The organism is Bradyrhizobium sp. S3.12.5 (assembly GCF_040548225.1).
Lineage (GTDB): Bacteria > Pseudomonadota > Alphaproteobacteria > Rhizobiales > Xanthobacteraceae > Bradyrhizobium > Bradyrhizobium cytisi.
Genome location: NZ_JBEPRF010000007.1, coordinates 123814 through 142248 on the forward strand (window position 1 = coordinate 123814; position 18435 = coordinate 142248).

The following is an 18435-nucleotide window of genomic DNA, read 5'->3' on the forward strand; positions in this document are numbered from 1 at the left end:
GAAGTTTACTGCGGTCACTCAATCCGCAGTCGCCATCAGCCGAAGGCGCGCCTGCGGTAGGTGTGCGGCGCCGGCGATACCCGACGGGATCGAGGCCAGCAGCGACCTAGTATAGGGCTGCTGCGGATTGTCGAAGATCTCGGCGACGGTCCCATGTTCGACGATGCGTCCGCGGTGCATCACCGAAACGGTGTGAGCGAGCTGGCGCACCAGGGCGAGGTCGTGAGAGAGGAACACATAGGTCAGGCCCAAATTGGCCTGTAGCGAGAGCAGGACTTCGACGATGTCGGCCTGGACGCTGACGTCGAGGGCGGATGTGGGCTCGTCGAGCACGATCACATCAGGCTTGAGAACCAACGCCCGGGCGATAGCCACGCGCTGGCGCTGGCCGCCTGACAGGGTTCCAGGCTTGCGCGAAAGCAGGTGCCCGCCGAGCCCGACATCGGCCAGCGCCTCGCGCACGCGCGCGACCCGCTCCTTGCTGGTTCCGACCCTGAAACGGTCGAGCGGCTCGCGCACGAGCCGCTCGATTGTCCAGGTCGGATCGAGCGAGGTGAACGGATTTTGATAGACGAGTTGAAGGTGGCGCCACGCCGCGCGCAGCGCCGCCGGCGAGCGGCCGGTGATCTGCTCGCCGGCGACCGAGATGGTCCCGGTGTCGGGTTGCTCGAGGCCCAGCAGCAGCCGGACCGCCGTCGTCTTGCCCGACCCGGACTCGCCGACCAGCGCGTGCGTGGTGCCGGCCGGGACGATGAATGAGACGTCGTCGACGGCCGTCAGCGTCTTGCCGTCGACGATGAAGGTCTTCGTGACGGCGCCAACGTCGATCTTCGGTGTGTCGCCGAAGCCGGTCTTGATGGCATGAAAACCGCTATCGCGCAACGCTGCGTAACGGTCAGGGTTGAGCGCCGGGACATCCGCGCGCAGCTTCCTGGCGTAGGCCGACTCAGGCGAGGAGAAGACGGAAGCAGTCCGGCCGGCTTCGTGAATGACGCCGTCCTTGAGCACCACCAGCGCGTTCGCGCGCTCGGCCGCGATCGCCAGATCGTGGGTAATCAGAAGCAGGCTGATCTTGAGGTCGTGCTGCAGCCGCGTGAGCAGGTCGAGAATCCGCTTCTGGATCGTGACGTCCAGCGCGGAGGTCGGCTCGTCCGCGACCAGCAATGCTGGCCGTGGCAGGATCGCAAGGCCGATCAGCACGCGCTGGAGCATGCCGCCGGACAGCTGGTGCGGGTAGGAGTCGTAGACCCGCCGGGGATTGTCGAGACCGACCTCGGCGAACGTCTCCAGGATGAGCTGCTTACGGAACGCCTGGTCGGCCTCGTCGAGCAGCGCGGCCGCCTCCTGCGCCTGGGCGCCGATCGTACGCACCGGGTTGAGTGAGTTGGCGGGATCCTGCGGCACGAAACCGATGGCTCGTCCCCGCAGCGGCCGGAAGCCGCGCTCGGAAATCCCCAGCACCTCCTGGCCGTCGAAGGCCACGCGGCCGGTGGCGTGCCCGCCGCTGGGGAGCAGCCGCAGTACCGCGCGGGCGATCGTCGACTTGCCCGAGCCCGACTCTCCGATGAGAGCAAGGCTCTCGCCGCGGCCGAGCTCGAACCCCACATTGGTCACGACCTCGTGCGGCCCGTAGCAGACCGACAGGCCATCGACCCGGAGCAGCGGAAGCGGGCGCAACGGCACCGGCGCGATGAGCTCGGCGCGCGTCAGTGTATCGGCGGTCAGTCTGTCTTGCGCAGCCATCGGCTGATCCTGTTCACGGAGAGGACGGTCGCGATCGTCACGAAGGCGGGCGCATACACCAGCCACGGCCATTTGAGGTAGTCCTTGCCGATCGAGATCAGCAGGCCCCAGTCGGAAGCGGGCGGCGGATCGCCGTAACCGAGGAAAGCGAGGCTCGCGATCACCAGGATCGAAAGGCCGAATTGCAGCACCGCGAGCGGGAGTACAGAGCGCGACGCGTTCGGCAACACATGTCGTAACAGGATGTGCCAGCGTGAGCCGCCCAACAGGAACGCCGCCTCGACGAAAATCGCCTGTCGGGTCTTGATCACTTCCGCGCGCATTACTCGCGCGAACACGGCCACCGCCGAGACGCCGGTCGCAATGGCAGCGTTCGTCGTGTCGAAACCGAGCGCGGTGACGACGATGACTGCCAGCAGGAAATTCGGGATCGCCAGCAGCACGTCGACCAGGCGGGCGAGCACGATGTCAACCCGGCCGCCGAGAAAGCCCGCCAGGAGGCCTATGAGTCCGCCTGCTACGGCGGCAATGACGACGGCGATGAGCGCGCTCGTCACCGAGGACGCTGTGCCGTAGACGACGCGGGTATAGAGATCCCGGCCGAGGTGATCGGTGCCGAACCAGTGCGCCGTGCTGGGGCTGAGCAGCTTGTCGGCGGGGACGCCGACGATCGGGCTATGGCCCGTGAACAAGCTTGGTGCCACAGACCAGGCAATCACAATCGCGATGACCGCAAAGGAAAGCGCTACGGTCGGCGCTACCCGAAGAGCTGTCTGCCGGCCGATCGACGTGACGCGTGAAGCAGAGGAGAAGGAGGCGAGGGTCATGATGTCACCGCCGCGGATTTCGCAGTCGCGCTGTCGTCAGCGGTGGTCGGACGCACCCCGGGACCGTCGACCAGCTTCACGCGCGGGTCGAGCAGCGGATAGACGAGATCCGCGATCAAATTGACGAGCACGAACACGACTGCCGCGAGCGAAACGACCGCCTGCAGGACAGGCAAATCCTGCGTGCTCACCGAGCGTTGCACCAGGCTGCCGATGCCGGTGCGCCCGAACACCGTCTCGGTGATCAGCGAGCCGCCGAGAAGTTCGCCGATGGCGAGTGCGATCACGGTGACGACCGGGAGCGAAGACGGCTTGAGCAAATGTTTCGCAAAGAGACGCATCTGCGTCAGACCGCGGCCGCGCGCGACCGCCGCGTATTCCTGCTCGGACTCCTTGTCGAGGTTCGCGATCAGCACCTCGGCGATCCGCGCGGAGACGGGGATGCCCAGCGCGACCGCGGCGAAGAAGGTCGCCCAGAAGCTGTTGGGTGCGATCACGCGGAACAGGCCGAGCTGGAAGCCGAACACGTGGATCAGCATCAGGCCGATGACGAAATTGGGCACCGACAGGAAAAACGACGGGAAGCCGCGCAGCAAACCCTGGCCCAATTGCTTCGGAATGAATTGCGTACCATAGGCGATCGTCATCGCCAGCAGCAGCGCGATCGCGAACGCGGCGGATGCGAGGATCAGGGTTGAAGGAAGAACCTCGGCGATCAGGGTTGCGACGGGCCGGCTGGACCGCATCGACAGGCCGAAGTCGCCGATGACGAAGTGGGACAGCGATGTCCAGAGCTGAACCGGAATCGGCTGGTCCAGGCCCTGCGCGGCGATGATCGCCTTGATCTCGTCCTCGCTGAACCCGTTTTGGGGATCACGCAGGACGTTCGTGATGGGGTCGCCCGGCAAAATGCTGACGACGACGAACGTAAGGACGTAAGCGAGCAGGATCACGATGAAGGCCTGCGCGAGGCGCCTTGCGGCGTCGGCAAGGTAAGCATTGCTCATGCCGGCGCCCTCGTCGCGTTATTCGCTCGCATGGTGCCTCACTCGCCCTTCGTGGCCGTGTAATAGCTGGCGTACGCGATGCCGTTGTAGACCTCGCCCTTGAGCCTCGGGGACTGCACGTAGATCCGCTGGACGATCTGCGTGCGCGGGATGAAGTAGCCCTGCTCCAGGACGTAGGTCTGCAACTCATCGAGCAGCGGATTGCGAACGTCGAGAGAGGCGGCGCCGGCAATCTTGTCGCGTAGCTCGTTGAGCTTCTTGTCGCTGTCGCCGAGATTGAACCAGTTCTCGCCATTGTTCGCGTCGGTGAGGATGCTGGCGACCGTGCCGGCATCGATGAAGCTGCGGGTCACCTCGTAGGCCGGCACGGCTGGCCCGCCGAACCGCACCTTCTCGCCGAACGTCACGACGTCATAGGCGCGGATGGTGACTTTCCAGCCGATCCTGCCGAGCTGCTGGGCGATGAGCTCGTCGATCGACTTCGCCGTCGCAAGGTAGGGGTTGGAGTGAAGCGTGAGCGACAGCTGCTTGCCGTCCTTGGTGCGGATGCCATTGGCCCCTTTGACCCAGCCAGCTTCGTCGAGCAGCTTCTCGGCCTTGCCTGGGTTGTAGGCCAGGAGGTCGCTGTGGTCGGTCGCACCGGGCACGTTGCTCTGGATGAAGGACGTCGCCAGCTTCCAGTCGGGCGTATAGATGGTGTCGATGATCTCCTTCCGGTCGATCCCGGCCTGGAGCGCTTGTCGTACCTTCACATCGTTATAGGGCTCCAGCCTGGTGTTGACCGCAAGGCCGTTGACGAAGCCGAGATAGCGTGGGGTTGCGGTGGTGAAGCCGGCATCCTTGAGCGACTTCAATTCCTGCGGCGAGGGGCTGTAGGCGACATCGGCCTGGCCGGACTGGACGGCGGCGACCCGCAACGATGGTTCGGAGACGATCTTGTATGTGATCGAGTCAAGATAGGCCGGGCCGGTGTGGCCGACGGCTGCGGGACCCCAATTGTAGTCCTTGCGCTTGACCAGCTTTACGAAGTCGCCCTCCTTCCAGGAGGCGACCACATACGGCCCGCTGCCGGACGTCTTGCCAAGGTCGGCCTGCTGGGCTGCCGGCTGCGCGAGAGTCTTTGGGGAGATGAGAATCGAGCCGTGATAGCCGAGGGTCGGAATGAAGCCGAGTGTCGGCGCCTTGAAGACAACCTTCACGGTGGTTGCGTCGACCGCCTCGGCGCGGTCGTAGGTCTTCGGGAAGAGGCCAACCGGGTTGATGCCCTCGCTCTTCCGTCCGGCGTACCAGATGTCGAGATTGGCGACGACAGCCGATGCGTCGAGTGCAGTGCCATCGGAGAACGTCACAGCTTTTTTGAGGTGTAGGGTGAACTGGGTGGCGTCGCTGCTCTGCTCCCAGCTCTCGGCGATCCAGGGACTGACCTTGCCGTCGGCATCGACATAGACGAGCTTGTCGGTCACGTGGCCCCAGATGTGGCCCTGGAAGCTGGAGATGGAGCTGTTGTTCGGAATCCAGGTGCCGCCGAGCGAGTCGATAAGGAAGGTGATGTCACCGCCGTTCGATGAGACGCCGGCACTTCGAACCGATGACAGACCAGCCATTGCCGTCAGGGCAGCGGCCGCCATCACGGACGTCGTGATCAATAGGCGACGCCGGGAGATCAAAAACGAAGGAAGGCGTTCGGTCACGAATAGCTCCTGTTGCACCAGGCGGATGGCGAGATGCGTAGGAGAAGCGAAATGGAGCGGCCTGGCCATTCCAAATTTCGTTTAAGGCGGGCAACAAATGCCTCTGAATCAAGATGAGGACCACCGCTCCCTCCCGCCGCGTGCGCGGACAAAGCTGTGCATTTGCCGCATGCGGCTCTGGATCAGATGCCGAAGGTCAGTTGCGGCTCCGCATCGTCTGCGAGCTGGAGGGAGGACAGCGCTACACCCAGGAGCCTGACGCGTTTGGGCAGCGGCATCTCGACTTCGAGCAGGCCGCAGGCCAGCCGCTCCAGCTCGTCCCGGCCTGCGACCGGCGCGAGCAGAGACCTGCTGCGCGTGATGATCTCGAAGTCGGCAAACTTGATCTTCAAGGTGACGGTGCGGCCCCGGCTGCCGGTCGTCTCGCAATGGCGCCAGACCTTGTCGACGAGGGGGCGAAGCTCGGCGACCAGCGCGTCGAATTCGGCAAGGTCGGTCGAGAACGTGGTCTCCGCACCGATGGATTTGCGGATCCGGTTGGCCCGGACCGGCCGTTCGTCGACGCCGCGCGAGATCCAGTAATAATAGGCGCCCGACTTGCCGAAGTTCGCGTTCATGAACTCGAGCGTCTGGTTCCGGATGTCGAGACCGGTGAACAGGCCGAGTGCGTTCATCTTCGCACCTGTTGCCGGCCCGATCCCGTGGAACTTGCCGACGGGCAGCGTCTCCACGAAGGCGGGTCCCATCTCCGGGGAGATCACGAACTGGCCGTTGGGCTTGCGGTGATCGGAGGCGAGCTTGGCCAGGAACTTGTTGTAGGAAATGCCCGCCGAAGCGTTGAGGCCGGTCTCCGCCTTGATCTTCTCGCGGATCCGCAGCGCGATGTCGCGCGCGAGCGGGATGCCTTGCAGGTTCTCGGTCACGTCGAGATAGGCCTCGTCGAGGGACAAGGGCTCGATGATCTCCGTGTGCTCGGCAAAAATCTCGCGGATCTGCCGGCTGATCGCCTTGTAGACCTCGAAGCGAGGCTTCACGAAGATCAGGTCGGGACATTGCCGCTTCGCGGTCACCGACGCCATCGCGGACCGAACGCCGAATTTACGCGCTTCATAGCTCGCCGCGGCAACCACGCCGCGCTCGGCCGAACCGCCGACAGCGACGGGCTTGCCGCGCAGCTCCGGATTGTCGCGCTGTTCCACCGATGCGTAGAAGGCATCCATGTCGATATGGATGATCTTGCGAACGCGCCTTGCGTCGCCTTCCACGGTGCCGGATTCGCTCATGCGCGGATAATACAATCGGGCCGTGGGAATCGCGAGATGATCGCGGGCTGCCGCAGTTCGCCCTCAACTTCGCCGGATCGCCTTCATGATCGGCGGGGGCCGTGGCTTATTCGGTTGTCTCCATGTGGTTGCGGTCCACGACCCGCAGCGTCCGTTGCATCATGCCATCGACGATGGCCGCCGAATCGCTTGGACGCAGATGGATCGTCGTGGACTTGAGCAGCCATGGCAACACCGCCTGCTCGAGCCGCTCCTCATAGGCGTGGCGCATCATGTCAAATGCCTGCAGGCCGCGCCCTGCCAGGACGACATGGTGCGGGCGCAGCACGGATATCGTTGCCGCGACCGCCTCGGCAAGCGCGCGACCTGCCTGCTGGAAGACGTGCTCGAGACGGGGATCACCGCTCCGTGCCCGCTCATGCAGGAGGGTCATCTGCGCCTCGGAAGGCTGCTGCGACGCCGCTGGCGGCAAGTCGAGAAAGGTGCGGGCGTCGCGGTAGAGCGCATAGTCGGCGAGATGGGCCTCGATGCAGCCGCGCTGGCCGCAGCGGCATTGCGGCCCGTTCGATCCCAGCTTGGTATGGCCGATCTCACTGCCGGCGCCGGCGCCCAGCCGCGCTTCACCGTCGACCACGACGCCCATGCCGACGCCGTGACCGATCAGGATCGTGGCCATCAGGCCCTGCGCCAGTGACGGCTCCGCGGCGGCGAGAGCGAGCGCAACCGCGACAGCATCATTCGCCATCACGACTTCGGTGCCGAAAGCCTCGCGCACCGGCTTCGCCAGATCAATGTCGGTGACGGACAACACCGGGCTCCACAGATGCCGGCCAGTGTCCGCGTTCACGATGCCCTGGAGGGCAATCCCTATTCCCAACAGCCGATGGCGCGGTGTGGCCGTCGCCGCCAGCATCGCATTGATTTGCGTGATCACGAGGTCGCACAATGCGCCCGCATCGAGAGCCCGGGTCGCGATTTCGAGTCGGGATTGGGCCAGGCTGAAGCCGCTGAAATCCGCAATCAGTGTCTCGATCAGATTCATGCGCAGCGAGACCGCGATGACGCGGCCGAACTTCGGGTTCAGGGTCAGCAGCACGGCCGGCCGGCCACGGCGGCGGCCATTCAACCCATCCGGATCCTCTTCGTCGGGGACGTCGGACCAAGGGGTTGCCGCTGTCTCGGTCTCGCACAGCAGCTCTTCCGCGATCAGCCTCGACGTCAGGCCGGAAACGGCGGGGAAGCTCAGTCCCGTGCTCCGGGCCAGCTCCACACGCGGCAACGGCCCGTGGCGTCGCAGGACTTCCACCAGGCGGCCCCGGTTCGAGCCACGGGTCATGCCTGAAATTCGTCTCGGCAACTCAGTCTGGTCAGTCATGCTGTCCTATTTAATTCAGAGCATGAATTTAATGAGCGCGTATTGGGGCGGTGTGATTGGAAAAGCACAGCGCGGAGCGCGACGAGGCGGCCATATTTACTAATATCATGCCTCATGTACTATTTCCGCTTGAAGAAGTGGCCAGCGCATCCTGATTTTGATGTTCTGCTCTGCAACATTTCTTCGCTGCGTGAATAAAATAGAGCGCAAAAGCGCTGTAAAGCCCCGCATCTGGGGGGACCAAAGGGAGGTACACATGAACGGATCAATGAAGACATTGCTAGTGCCGTTGCTCGCGACCGCCGCTGCGTTCGCGCTGGCCACGGGTGCGGCGCAGGCCCAGCAGAAGAAGACCATCGCGCTGGTGACCAATGCAGCGGCCGATTTCTGGGTCATCGCCGGCCGCGGGCTCGAGAAGGCTCAGAAGGAGCACCCGGAATTCGATATCCAGTTGATCGTCACCAACGATGCGACCGCGGCGGGCCAGCGGCGCGAGCTGGACGACCTGCTGGTGCGCGGCGTCGCCGGCATCTCGATCTCGGTCGACGATGCGCCGCACGCAACCGAAGAGCTCAACAAGGTCGCGTCCCAGACCATCTTGATCACGACGGACAGCGACGCGCCGCAGAGCAAGCGTCTCGCCTATATCGGCACCGACAACGTCGCGGCCGGGCGGCAAGCGGGCGAGGAGTTCAAGAAGGCGTTGCCGAACGGCGGCAAGATCGCGCTGTTCGTCGGCACGATGGACGCGGACAACGCCCGCGAGCGGGTGCAGGGTATCAAGGAAGCGATCGCCGGCACCAAGATCGAGCTGGTCGACGTGTTCACCGACCAGGTAGACTCCGCCAAGGCCAAGGCAAACATGGAGAACGTGCTCGTCAAATATCCCGACATTGCGCTGTTGTCCGGCCTTTGGAGCTACGAGACCCCGCTGATCTATGATGCGGTCAAGGCGGCGGGCAAGGCCGGCAAGGTGAAGATCGTCGGCTTCGACGAGGATCAGCGCACGCTGCGGGGAATTTCCGACGGCACGATCGAGTCGACGGTGGTGCAGCAGCCGTTCGAATTCGGCTATCTCTCCGCCACCAACATCATCAAGACGCTGAACGGCGACAAGTCCTGGATTCCGGCCGACAGCAAGCTGATCGTGCCGACCCAGGTGATCAGCAAGACCAACGTCGCGGACTTCACCGCTCACATGAAGGATCTGCTGAAGAAGTGACTCTGAGTGCCTTTCGACGCCCGGCGGCCATAGCCGTCGGGCGTCGGTTGGGAGGAAGTGAATGGCGGAAATCCTGTTCGAACTTGTCGGGATCAGCAAGTCCTATCCCGGGGTCATGGCCCTCAACGATGTCAGCCTGCGCGTGCACCACGGCGAGGTGTTGGGCCTGATCGGCGAGAACGGCGCCGGCAAGTCGACATTGATGCGCGTGCTGGGCGGCGTGATTGAGCCGAGCGCGGGCGTGATCCGCATCGGCGGCACTGACCATGCCCAAATGACGGTGAACGAGGCGACGCAGACCGGCATCGCCTTCGTGCATCAGGAGCTGAACCTGTTCGAGAATCTCGACGTCGCCGCGAACGTCTTCATCGGACGCGAGAAGCTCGTCGGCGGCCCGCTGAAGCTGGTGGACAGCGCGCAGATGCGCGCCCGCGTGACGCCGCTGCTGCAGCGGCTGGGCGCCGATTTCGGACCTGACACGCTGGTCGAAAATCTCTCGATCGCGGAACGTCAGATGGTGGAGATCGCCAAGGCGCTCTCGATCGACGCCCGCGTGATCATCATGGACGAGCCGACCTCGAGCCTGACGATTTCGGAGACCGAGCGGCTGCTGGCGGTGATTGCCGATCTGAAGGCGCACGGCATCGCCGTGATCTACATCTCCCACCGGCTCGGCGAGATCATGACCTGCGCTGACCGCGTCGTGGTGCTGCGCGACGGGCGCACGGTGGGAGAGCTGGCGCGGGACCAGCTCAGCCATGCCACAATGATCCGGCTGATGATCGGCCGCGACCTGAAAGCGCTGCATACGCCGCCGAAACGGCCGCCGCAGCCGGGCGGCTGCGACATCGTCGGCCTCGTGACGTCAGCCTTCCCCGACCGGCAGATCGATCTTTCCGTGCGGCATGGCGAGATCCTCGGACTGGCAGGACTGGTGGGCGCTGGTCGTACCTCGCTGGCCCGCGCGGCCTTCGGCATCGATCCGGTGCTGGGTGGCGAGATCAGGATCGACAACGCGCCGGTCGATGTCGCATCGCCCCGGGATGCGATCAGGCAAGGCATCTATCTGGTGCCGGAGGACCGCAAGAAAACCGGGCTCGTGCTGGAGCTGCCGATCCGCGAGAATGTGACGCTGGCGAGCCTGCGCAATTATGCGCGGATGTGGCTGGTCAACGGCGCGTCCGAGCGCAATGTCGCGAAGGAGCAGGTCAGGCGGCTCTCCATCAAGGTGCCGAGCGTTGATATGGAGGCCGTGACCCTCTCCGGCGGTAACCAGCAGAAAGTCGTGCTCGGCAAGTGGCTCTCCATGCAGCCGCGCGTGATGTTCTTCGACGAGCCGACCCGCGGCATCGATGTCGGTGCCAAGAGCGAGATCTACGCGCTGATGCGCGAGCTCGCCGACCAGGGCGTCGCGATCGTGATGATCTCCTCGGACATGGAGGAGGTCATCGGTGTCTCAGACCGGGTCGCGGTGATGCATGAAGGCAGCGTCAGCGGTGTGCTGGAGCGACCGCAATTCAGTGAATACAACGTGCTGCGGCTTGCGATGGGCCAGGCGCTGGAAACCGTGGAAGCCGCTGCCCCATGAACAAGAAAGAACTCGGTCTCGGCCTGCTGCTCGTGGTGATTTCCGTCATCACGGGCATGATCAATCCGGCCTTCCTGTCGGTGGTGAACCTGCTCAACATGGCCAATCTGATCGGCCTGTTCGGCGTGTTTGCGCTTGGCGAAGGCCTCGTGATCATCACCGGCGGCATCGACCTTTCGCTCGGCTCGATGTTCGCGCTGCTCGGTGTCGTCTTCGTCGACCTTCTGACGACGTACCAGGTTCCCTGGCCCTTGGCGCTGCTGGCCGTGTTGCTGGGCGGACTGGTGCTGGGGGCGATTCAGGGCGTCCTGATCACCCGGCTGAAGATGCAGCCCTTCATCGTGACGCTTTGCGGGTTGCTGATCTATCGCGGCGCCGCCCGCTACTACACGACCGACTCGACACGCGGCTTCGGCTACGGCGACGAGGCAGCGACACTGAGCAACATTGCCTCCGGCCATGTGGCGGGCATCCCGAACACCTTCATCCTCCTGATCGTCCTTGCGTTCGTCCTCAGCGTGGTGCTGCACCGCTCGGTCTACGGACGCTGGCTTTATGCCGTCGGCAAGAACGAGGAGGCGGCGCGCTTCTCCGGCATCAACACCAACATGGTGATCGCAACCGCCTATATCATCAGCGGTGGGCTCGCCGGAGTTGCGACGGTCCTGTTCGTGTTCTACACGAACTCGGTGTCTCCGAGCTCCTTCGGCAATTTCTATGAACTCTACGCGATCGCGGCTGCCGTGCTGGGCGGCTGCAGCCTGCGTGGCGGCGAGGGTTCTATTCTCGGTATCGTGCTGGGGACTGCGCTGCTGCAGGTGCTCCAGAACCTCGTGAATATCCTCGGCATCCCCAATTCGCTGAACTTCGCGGTGATGGGGACGGTGATTCTGATCGGCGTGTTGGCAGACCAGCAATTGCAGGAACGACGCCGGCGCAAGCAGGCGCTGGCCGGCATCGCCCGCACGGCGCCGAGATCGACACCTGTGCAAGGACAGCCGGGCGCACCGCCGCGCGGCGTGGACGCGCTGCCGGCGAGGACCGGCGACAAGGTGTGACGGACCCAGGCTCGCGTTGACAAAGCCGCTTCGTCGGCGGCTTTGTCGCGGTAGGTCCTATCCCTCATATTGATCCGGCCCCATCGCCCAGGATGCCTGATCGTGGCCGTAGGCGTAGTTGCGGTTGTTGACGACAGGACTGCGATTGACCATCGGCCGCATGAACATCGGATGCGTCGCGCTGCGCACCTCGTGCTCGACCGTGAACAGATGCTTGCCGCTGTCGAGATCGACGATGTCGCAGAACCGGTACTGATACTGGTTGTCCTCGCGGGAGATCAGGTCGCGCGCCAGCAGCTTGCGATAAGGGCCGGAGAAATCGGTGATGTACATCTGCACATGGTGGCCGTCATAGGCGGGCTGCGGCCGATCGGTCTCCCGGAACAGCAGATGCTGGTCGCGGCCGGTCTTCACCGCGGCAACCTTGCCGCCGCGGTTGCGCAAGCTCGCCGGCATGCCCATGATCTCGGGATAGAAGGCGCAGATTGCCTGTGCCGATCCGGCCGGCACCTCGAACTCGACATAGGGGATGCCGAGCGTGATGCGCCCGAAGCGTGCCGCGTCCGGCTCGTGGATGCGCAGGCGGTTGCCCCAGGGGCAGGTCGCTTCGACATAATCGTTGTGCTCGGCGTATGCGAAGGCGGTGCCTTCGAGCTTCCCGGCGACCGAGGCCAATCGCGCCAGCAGCGCCTCGCGGCCCTCGATGACCAGCCCGGTATGGCCGCGCAGCACCTGTGCCTTGCCGCTCGGCAGATGAAACTGGCTCCGTCCGGCATTGATCCACATGTTGGTGTCGGACACCATCAGATAGGGATCGCGGGTCAGTCCAAGCCCGGTGACGTAGAACAGCGTGGCGAGGCGCTGGTCCGGAACCTGGATGTTGACGTGCTCGAAATGAATGGCGTTGCCGAGATCTTCTGCGGATCGATCGAATTGTTGCGGCATGGATGTGCGCTTCTGGCTGGAGGGACGGACAGGCCTATACTAGAGCAGAATTTCCGCCGGCCGAAACGGCTGGATGATGACATCTTGAAGGCAGCATCTTGAGGACAGGGCATGGTGTGCGCTGCACCTTGCCGTGGCACCCATTCCCTGTAATCTGACCGGAAGTAGTGAGGGAAAGAAGAGGTCGATGGGGGGAGTTCTGGAAGGCGTGCGCGTCCTCGATTTCGGGCGCTACATCGCGGGACCGTATTGCGCGACATTGCTGGCCGAGTTCGGCGCCGAGGTCATTCGCGTCGAGAAGCGTGACGGCAGCGAGGATCGCTTCGTGGCGCCGGTCGGCGAAGGCGGCGAGGGCGCGCTGTTCCTCCAGGTCAACCGCAACAAGAAGTGCATCACGCTCGATCCGATGACGCCTGAAGGCCAGGAGGTGATGCGCCGGCTGGTCAAGACAGCTGATGTCGTCGTCGCTAATCTGCCGCCGCAGACCTTGCGCGCCATGAAGCTCGATTACGACTCGTTGAAGGCGATCAAATCGGACATCATCCTCACCACGGCCACTGCGTTCGGCGGGCCGGGGCCGTGGTCCGACCGCGTCGGTTTCGATGGCGTAGGCCAGGTCATGTCGGGCTCGGTCTACATGACCGGCGCGGGCAATCCGCCTTACCGCGCGGCGGTGAACTGGGTCGATTTCGGCACCGCGCTGCATTGCGCCTTCGGGACGCTCGCCGCACTGATCGAGCGCGGCAAATCCGGGCGCGGGCAGATCGTCGAGGGCGCGCTGCTGGCGACCGCGCTGTCCTTCACCAATGCGACGCTGATCGAGCAGGCCGTCATCAACGTCAATCGCGTCCCATCAGGCAATCTCGGCCAGACTGCCGCGCCCGCAGACATCTACCGCACCCGGGACGGCTGGGTGCTGTGCCAGGTCACCGGTCATCCGCTGTTCAAGCGCTGGGCCAGGCTGATGGGCGAGGAGGAGCAGTGGCTGAACGATCCGCGCTTTGCCGACGACATCAGCCGCGGCAACAACGGACCCGTCATCAGCGAGCGAATGGCGCGCTGGTGCGCCGAGCGTACCACGCAGGAGGCGGTCGACACCCTCGGCAAAGCGATGATTCCGACCGGGCCGGTTTTGAGCCCGCAGCAGGCGCTGGATCATCCGCACATCCGCGCCGCCGGCTTCTTGCAAGACGTCGACTATCCCGGCTTGCCGAAGCAGGCCCCGGTTGCCCGCGCCGCGATTCGACTCTCGGAAACGCCGGGCGAAATCGCGACGCGCCCGCCGACGCTCGGCGAGCATACCGATGCCGTGCTGGCGGAACTCGGCTACGACACGGCCGCGATTGCAGCGCTTCGGCAGGGCGGCATCATTTAGCCGCGACGTGATCACAAGAGTGGAAATGGGCCGGCGTGTCTGCTAGACGACTGGCGGCACGAGCATGATCCGGAAAAGCGCGTAGCGGTTTTCCGAAAAAGATCATACTCAAACAACAAACTGGAGCGCGGTGATACATCGCGCTTTGGGCTTGGCGCTTTTGCGTGTGCCGGCGACTTCTATGTCGCGCGAGGTGTTTTGGGAGGCGTGCGTTCGCGCGCCCCGTCCCATATGCATGACCATTCGCAACCGAATCGGGACGAACTCGGCTGCGCGTGCCATTAGCGACTGCCTACGACGAGAAACGGATTAACGTGCGTCATTCCAAAAAACTGCGGCAAGCCAAGGGCTCACTAAGCAAGAGTTCTCTAAAGAAGGGCTCGCAAGTCAAAAGCTCGCCCAAAAAGCGTTCGCCCGCCAAAAGTTCGACGAGCAGGCGCTCGCTAGCCAAAAGTTCTCCGACGGCGAGCAAGGGCTCGCAGCGCGCCACGATCTCGTCGTCGTCGCCGCTCGGCATGATGGCGCTGCATCTGCTGGCGCAGTGGAAGGAATCCGGGCGCAGCGGTCTCGTGTTCCTTGCCGAGAGCGAGAACAGGGCAGAACGGCTCGGCAGCGTCATTCATGCACTCGATCCGTCCTGCGAAGTGCTGGTGTTTCCGCGGCTGAACACCCTGCCGTTCGATCAACTGGAGCCATCGCGCGAGATCGCCGGCCGTCGCGCCTCGGTGCTGCGGCGCCTCGCAAAATCCAAGCAGCCGATCTTTCTCATCTCGACGGCGGAAGCGGTGATGGAGCGCCTGCCGACGCCGGCGAGCCTGTTGCGCTTGAACACGGGCTTGAAGGTCGGCGGCCATTTCTCCGAGAGCGAGCTTCGCGTCCGTCTCGAAGAGCTGGGCTATGACCTCGATGACGAGCCGGATTATCCAGGCGGCGTGCTGTTTCACGGCCAGACCTTCGAGATATTTCCCGCAGGCGCGCTGGGTCCGTTCCGGGTGGAGCATTCCGCGCGCGCCATCCGCCGCATCGTGGCATTCGATCCGAAAGAGCATGACATCATCTTCGAGACCAGGGAGCTTCTCGTCGATCCCATGTCGGAGCGGCTCGCCATCGCTGGCGCTCGGGCCAAGCGCGCGACGCTGTTCGACTATTGCGGCAAGGCCAGGTGGATCGCGGATGCCGGCGTTTCGGTGCATGCCGATGCCTGGCTGAGCACGATCGAGGAGGGCGCGGGTCGCGCGGACAGGGAGCGCGAATATCTGGGACGCCCCGACTGGAAGCAGGCAACCCGTGGCATGAAGGTGCTGCCGCGCAGCGCTCCGTTCCAGCCGACGCCGGAATTTTCCAAGCTGACGTCAGCCAGAAAGGCTCTGCGCGCCTTCGTCGAGGACACCAGGCGCGCCGGTTCGCGCCTGATCCTCGTCGCGGCGCAGGAGGAAGATCTGCGCGCGATGGAGCGGATGAGCGGCGTGCGCGCGGAGCGCGTCGCGGATTGGGACGAGGCCGCGAGTGCGCGCCATCGCGACGTGGCATTGATCGCAGATCTCGACGCCGGCTTCGTCATTCCAGGCAAGAAAGCTGCCGTCGTGCTGACAGCGAGTGACGTGCTCGGCAGCCGTGCGCATCATCCGCAGCCGATGGCGCGAAGCTGGATTGCGGCCTTCGATCATGCCGACGTGCCGGAACAGGGCACGGTGGTCGTGCATCTTCAGCGCGGCCTTGCCGTGCTCGATGGCCTGCAGACCGTGAACACCGGCGGCGGCGCCTTGCGCGAGATGGTCAGGTTGTCCTTCGCCGGCGACAACGCGGTGCTGGTGCCGCCGCCCGATCTGGCGCAGATGTGGCCTTATTCAGCGGAGCGCGGCAAGCTCGCGCTCGACAAGGCGGATGGCAGCACATGGTGGGCCCGCCGCACCGCCGCCGAGCAGGAGATCCAGCTCGCCGGCAAGGCGCTCGCCAAGCACATCAGCCAGCGCAAGCGGCGGAAGGCGGCCAAGCTGGTCCCGCCGGGATCGGCCTACGAAAAATTCGTCGCGCGCTTTCCGTATTTCACGACGATCGATCAGGCCAAGGCGATCAACGACGTGCTGGATGATCTCGCGTCGGGGCATCCCATGGACCGGGTGATTTGTGGCGACGTCGGCTTCGGCAAGACCGAGGTGGCGCTGCGGGCGGCGGCCGCCGTGGTGCTGTCGGGAAAGCAGGTGGCGATCGCGGTGCCGACGACAGTGCTGGCGCGGCAGCACGTTGCGACCTTCCGCAAGCGGTTTGCGCCTTTTGACATCGAGGTCGGCAACCTGTCGCGCGCCACCTCCGGTGCCGAGACGCGGGAGACCAGGGAAGGCTTGCGCAGCGGCCGGGTGAAGGTCGTGGTCGGCACGCAGGCGCTCACCTCGAAGGACGTGAAATTCGATGACCTCGGTCTCGTCATCATCGACGAGGAGCAGCATTTCGGCGCTGCCGAGAAGGCGAGGCTTTCCGGGCTTGCCAGGAATGCGCATACGCTCTGGATGAGCGCCACGCCGATCCCGCGCACGCTCGCCGCGGGTCTTGCCGGCTTCAGGGACCTGAGTGTCATCGCTTCGCCGCCGGTGCACCGGCTTCCGGTCGCGACCAAGATCGCGCCGTTGTCGGATGCCGCCATCGCCTCGGCCTTGCTGCGCGAGCAGCGGCGGCACGGGCAAAGCTTCCTGATCTGCCCGCGCATCCAGGATCTCGAGCCGATGCTGGCGCGCGTACAGGCGGTGGCGCCCGATCTCAAGATCGTCTGCCTGCACGGCAGATTGCCGGCCGACGAGATCGACGACCGCATGATGACCTTCGTCGAGGGCAACGCCGACGTCCTGCTCGCCACCAACATCGTCGAGAGTGGCCTCGATATCCCGCGCGCCAACACCATCGTGGTGTGCTGGCCCGAAAAGTTTGGCCTCGCTCAGCTGCATCAGCTGCGCGGACGCGTCGGGCGCGGCGGCATCCGCGCCTTCGCATTTCTGCTGACCGAGTCGGCCTCGGGACAGTCCGAGAAGCGGCTCGCCGTGCTGGAGGAGTTCAGCCGGCCGGGCGCAGGTTTTGCGATCAGCGAGCGCGATCTGGATCTCCGGGGCGCAGGCGATCTGTTCTCGGAGCAGCAATCCGGCCACGTCCAGGTCTTCGGCCCCGTGCTCTACAGTCACCTTCTGAAAATGGCATCGGAGAAGGTCGATGACGGCAGGTCCGTGGTGTGGGTGCCCGACCTCAACCTGCCGGTCGCGGACATGCTTCCCGAGAGCTACGTGCAATCTGCCCCGGTACGGCTGGAGCTCTATGCCCGTGCCGCGCGCTGCGCCAGCGAGGACGACCTCGACGATCTCGAGGAGGAAACCTCGCGCCGCTTCGGACCATTGCCGCCGCCAGCGCGCGACGTCTTTGCAGCCGCGCGGCTGAGGCTCGACTGCAAGCGCAGAGGCATCGTCCGCCTCGACGTCGGACAAAGCGCGGTGGCCGCGACGTTCCTGCCGGGACGGCTGCGGAAGTCGAGAGGAAAATCGCTGCAACGCGACGGCGATCGCGTCGTCTACCACAGCCAGACGCGCGATGCCCCGTTCGACATGGTCGAGGAATTGTTCGAGCTGCTCGACGAAGCGTGACGGGAGAGCTGCCGACGTCAGAGCGAGCTGCCGCCGCAAATGACGAGCTGCTGTCCGGTGATGGCGGCAGCGTCGGGCGAGAGCAGGAACGCCACGGCGGCTGCGACTTCGTCAGGTCTAATGAAGCGGCCGATCGGCGGCAGCTTTGGCGCGACAGTGGCACGCGTCGGGTCGTTGAGCATCGGTGTCTCGGTCGCGGCGGGCGCAACGACATTCACCGTGATGCCGCGCGGCGCGAGCTCGCTCGCCCACGACCGCGCCATCGCGACCAGCGCGGCTTTCGTCGCGGCATATTGGCCGCGGCCGGTCGCGCCCGATGCGGTGCGGCTGCCGATGAAGACGATGCGCCCGCCCTGCGGCAGGCGCGGCGCCAGCGCGTCGGCGAGGCGTGCGGCGACATCGACATGCAGCCGCCACATCGCAGCACCGTCGCCATGGTCAAGCGATCCCAGCGGAGCGACCTTCAGCTGGCCCGCGGCGTGAACGAGCGCTGTCGGTGCGAGGCCCGCGACGGCGCCTGCAATGCTGTCGACGTCGTTCAGGTCAAGCGACAGATGATCGAACGCCGGATGGTCGAACGTTACAGGGCGCCGGCTGATCCCGGTGACGCGCCAGCCGTCGCGCAGCAGGCGCTCGACGATCGCAGCGCCAATCCCCGAACTGGCGCCCGTGACGAGTGCGTGCCGCTTGTCCATGCT

General features: G+C 64.8%; 14 protein-coding genes. 5 read left to right on the top strand and 9 right to left on the bottom strand.

The features are described from left to right. Positions 1 to 18: 18 nt before the first annotated feature. From ABIC09_RS12110 to ABIC09_RS12135, 6 genes are all read right to left on the bottom strand, one after another. Positions 19 to 1743 (bottom strand): dipeptide ABC transporter ATP-binding protein, encoded by a 1725-nt coding sequence (locus ABIC09_RS12110; RefSeq protein ID WP_354109496.1) that lies wholly within the window; start codon positions 1741 to 1743, stop codon positions 19 to 21. Further along, positions 1722 to 2570 carry an ABC transporter permease gene (locus ABIC09_RS12115; RefSeq protein WP_148752459.1) on the bottom strand — a complete coding sequence of 283 codons (849 nt, stop codon included), beginning with the start codon at positions 2568 to 2570 and terminating at the stop codon, positions 1722 to 1724. The genes ABIC09_RS12110 and ABIC09_RS12115 overlap by 22 nt, the downstream gene beginning before the upstream one ends. After that, on the bottom strand, positions 2567 to 3577 hold the full coding sequence (locus ABIC09_RS12120) for an ABC transporter permease (protein WP_354035932.1): 1011 nt from the start codon (positions 3575 to 3577) through the stop codon (positions 2567 to 2569). Before ABIC09_RS12120 ends, ABIC09_RS12115 begins: the two co-directional genes overlap by 4 nt. A gap of 38 nt (positions 3578 to 3615) precedes the next feature. Then, positions 3616 to 5268: an ABC transporter substrate-binding protein gene (locus ABIC09_RS12125; protein WP_354109384.1), complete on the bottom strand. Its 1653-nt coding sequence runs from the start codon at positions 5266 to 5268 to the stop codon at positions 3616 to 3618. A gap of 182 nt (positions 5269 to 5450) precedes the next feature. After that, a complete protein-coding gene (dinB, locus tag ABIC09_RS12130) occupies positions 5451 to 6551 on the bottom strand; it encodes a DNA polymerase IV (RefSeq protein WP_354109385.1) in 1101 nt (366 codons plus the stop codon). Between the two features lie 106 nt (positions 6552 to 6657). Continuing rightward, positions 6658 to 7926 (bottom strand): ROK family protein, encoded by a 1269-nt coding sequence (locus ABIC09_RS12135; RefSeq protein ID WP_354109386.1) that lies wholly within the window; start codon positions 7924 to 7926, stop codon positions 6658 to 6660. A gap of 256 nt (positions 7927 to 8182) precedes the next feature. Here ABIC09_RS12135 and ABIC09_RS12140 point away from each other — a divergent pair, with 256 nt between their 5' ends. The 3 genes from ABIC09_RS12140 to ABIC09_RS12150 all read left to right on the top strand — a co-directional run bounded on the left by ABIC09_RS12140 (position 8183) and on the right by ABIC09_RS12150 (position 11794). After that, positions 8183 to 9148 (top strand): sugar-binding protein, encoded by a 966-nt coding sequence (locus tag ABIC09_RS12140; RefSeq protein ID WP_354109387.1) that lies wholly within the window; start codon positions 8183 to 8185, stop codon positions 9146 to 9148. 61 nt (positions 9149 to 9209) lie between these two features. Further along, positions 9210 to 10736, top strand: a complete 1527-nt coding sequence (locus ABIC09_RS12145) for a sugar ABC transporter ATP-binding protein (RefSeq protein WP_354109388.1) — start codon at positions 9210 to 9212, stop codon at positions 10734 to 10736. Then, on the top strand, positions 10733 to 11794 hold the full coding sequence (locus ABIC09_RS12150) for an ABC transporter permease (RefSeq protein WP_354109389.1): 1062 nt from the start codon (positions 10733 to 10735) through the stop codon (positions 11792 to 11794). Before ABIC09_RS12145 ends, ABIC09_RS12150 begins: the two co-directional genes overlap by 4 nt. Before the next feature lie 57 nt (positions 11795 to 11851). On the opposite strand, the gene ABIC09_RS12155 is transcribed toward ABIC09_RS12150, so the two are convergent. Beyond that, a complete protein-coding gene (locus ABIC09_RS12155) occupies positions 11852 to 12739 on the bottom strand; it encodes a VOC family protein (RefSeq protein ID WP_354109390.1) in 888 nt (295 codons plus the stop codon). 187 nt (positions 12740 to 12926) lie between these two features. Here ABIC09_RS12155 and ABIC09_RS12160 point away from each other — a divergent pair, with 187 nt between their 5' ends. Next, positions 12927 to 14114 carry a CaiB/BaiF CoA transferase family protein gene (locus ABIC09_RS12160; protein WP_354109391.1) on the top strand — a complete coding sequence of 396 codons (1188 nt, stop codon included), beginning with the start codon at positions 12927 to 12929 and terminating at the stop codon, positions 14112 to 14114. Positions 14115 to 14433: 319 nt separating this feature from the next. On the opposite strand, the gene ABIC09_RS12165 is transcribed toward ABIC09_RS12160, so the two are convergent. Next, the gene (locus ABIC09_RS12165; RefSeq protein WP_354109392.1) at positions 14434 to 14631 is read right to left on the bottom strand and encodes a hypothetical protein; all 198 of its coding nucleotides are present in this window, start codon (positions 14629 to 14631) and stop codon (positions 14434 to 14436) included. On the opposite strand from ABIC09_RS12165, the gene ABIC09_RS12170 reads away from it, so the two are divergent. Further along, positions 14630 to 17737 carry a DEAD/DEAH box helicase gene (locus tag ABIC09_RS12170; protein ID WP_354109393.1) on the top strand — a complete coding sequence of 1036 codons (3108 nt, stop codon included), beginning with the start codon at positions 14630 to 14632 and terminating at the stop codon, positions 17735 to 17737. The genes ABIC09_RS12165 and ABIC09_RS12170 overlap by 2 nt on opposite strands. 17 nt (positions 17738 to 17754) lie before the next feature. Here the strand turns inward: ABIC09_RS12170 and ABIC09_RS12175 are convergent, their stop codons facing one another. After that, positions 17755 to 18432: an SDR family NAD(P)-dependent oxidoreductase gene (locus tag ABIC09_RS12175; RefSeq protein WP_354109394.1), complete on the bottom strand. Its 678-nt coding sequence runs from the start codon at positions 18430 to 18432 to the stop codon at positions 17755 to 17757. Positions 18433 to 18435: the final 3 nt, after the last annotated feature.

What these genes read in the sequence shown, in the direction of transcription:
- ABIC09_RS12145 (WP_354109388.1), top strand. Translation starts at nt 9,210, where the DNA reads ATGGCGGAAATCCTGTTCGAACTTGTCGGGATCAGCAAGTCCTATCCC.
- ABIC09_RS12140 (WP_354109387.1), top strand. Translation starts at nt 8,183, where the DNA reads ATGAACGGATCAATGAAGACATTGCTAGTGCCGTTGCTCGCGACCGCC.
- ABIC09_RS12120 (WP_354035932.1), bottom strand. Translation starts at nt 3,577, where the DNA reads ATGAGCAATGCTTACCTTGCCGACGCCGCAAGGCGCCTCGCGCAGGCC.
- ABIC09_RS12115 (WP_148752459.1), bottom strand. Translation starts at nt 2,570, where the DNA reads ATGACCCTCGCCTCCTTCTCCTCTGCTTCACGCGTCACGTCGATCGGC.
- ABIC09_RS12175 (WP_354109394.1), bottom strand. Translation starts at nt 18,432, where the DNA reads ATGGACAAGCGGCACGCACTCGTCACGGGCGCCAGTTCGGGGATTGGC.
- ABIC09_RS12165 (WP_354109392.1), bottom strand. Translation starts at nt 14,631, where the DNA reads ATGCCGAGCGGCGACGACGACGAGATCGTGGCGCGCTGCGAGCCCTTG.
- ABIC09_RS12155 (WP_354109390.1), bottom strand. Translation starts at nt 12,739, where the DNA reads ATGCCGCAACAATTCGATCGATCCGCAGAAGATCTCGGCAACGCCATT.
- ABIC09_RS12160 (WP_354109391.1), top strand. Translation starts at nt 12,927, where the DNA reads ATGGGGGGAGTTCTGGAAGGCGTGCGCGTCCTCGATTTCGGGCGCTAC.
- ABIC09_RS12135 (WP_354109386.1), bottom strand. Translation starts at nt 7,926, where the DNA reads ATGACTGACCAGACTGAGTTGCCGAGACGAATTTCAGGCATGACCCGT.
- ABIC09_RS12150 (WP_354109389.1), top strand. Translation starts at nt 10,733, where the DNA reads ATGAACAAGAAAGAACTCGGTCTCGGCCTGCTGCTCGTGGTGATTTCC.
- ABIC09_RS12170 (WP_354109393.1), top strand. Translation starts at nt 14,630, where the DNA reads ATGATGGCGCTGCATCTGCTGGCGCAGTGGAAGGAATCCGGGCGCAGC.
- ABIC09_RS12110 (WP_354109496.1), bottom strand. Translation starts at nt 1,743, where the DNA reads ATGGCTGCGCAAGACAGACTGACCGCCGATACACTGACGCGCGCCGAG.
- dinB (WP_354109385.1), bottom strand. Translation starts at nt 6,551, where the DNA reads ATGAGCGAATCCGGCACCGTGGAAGGCGACGCAAGGCGCGTTCGCAAG.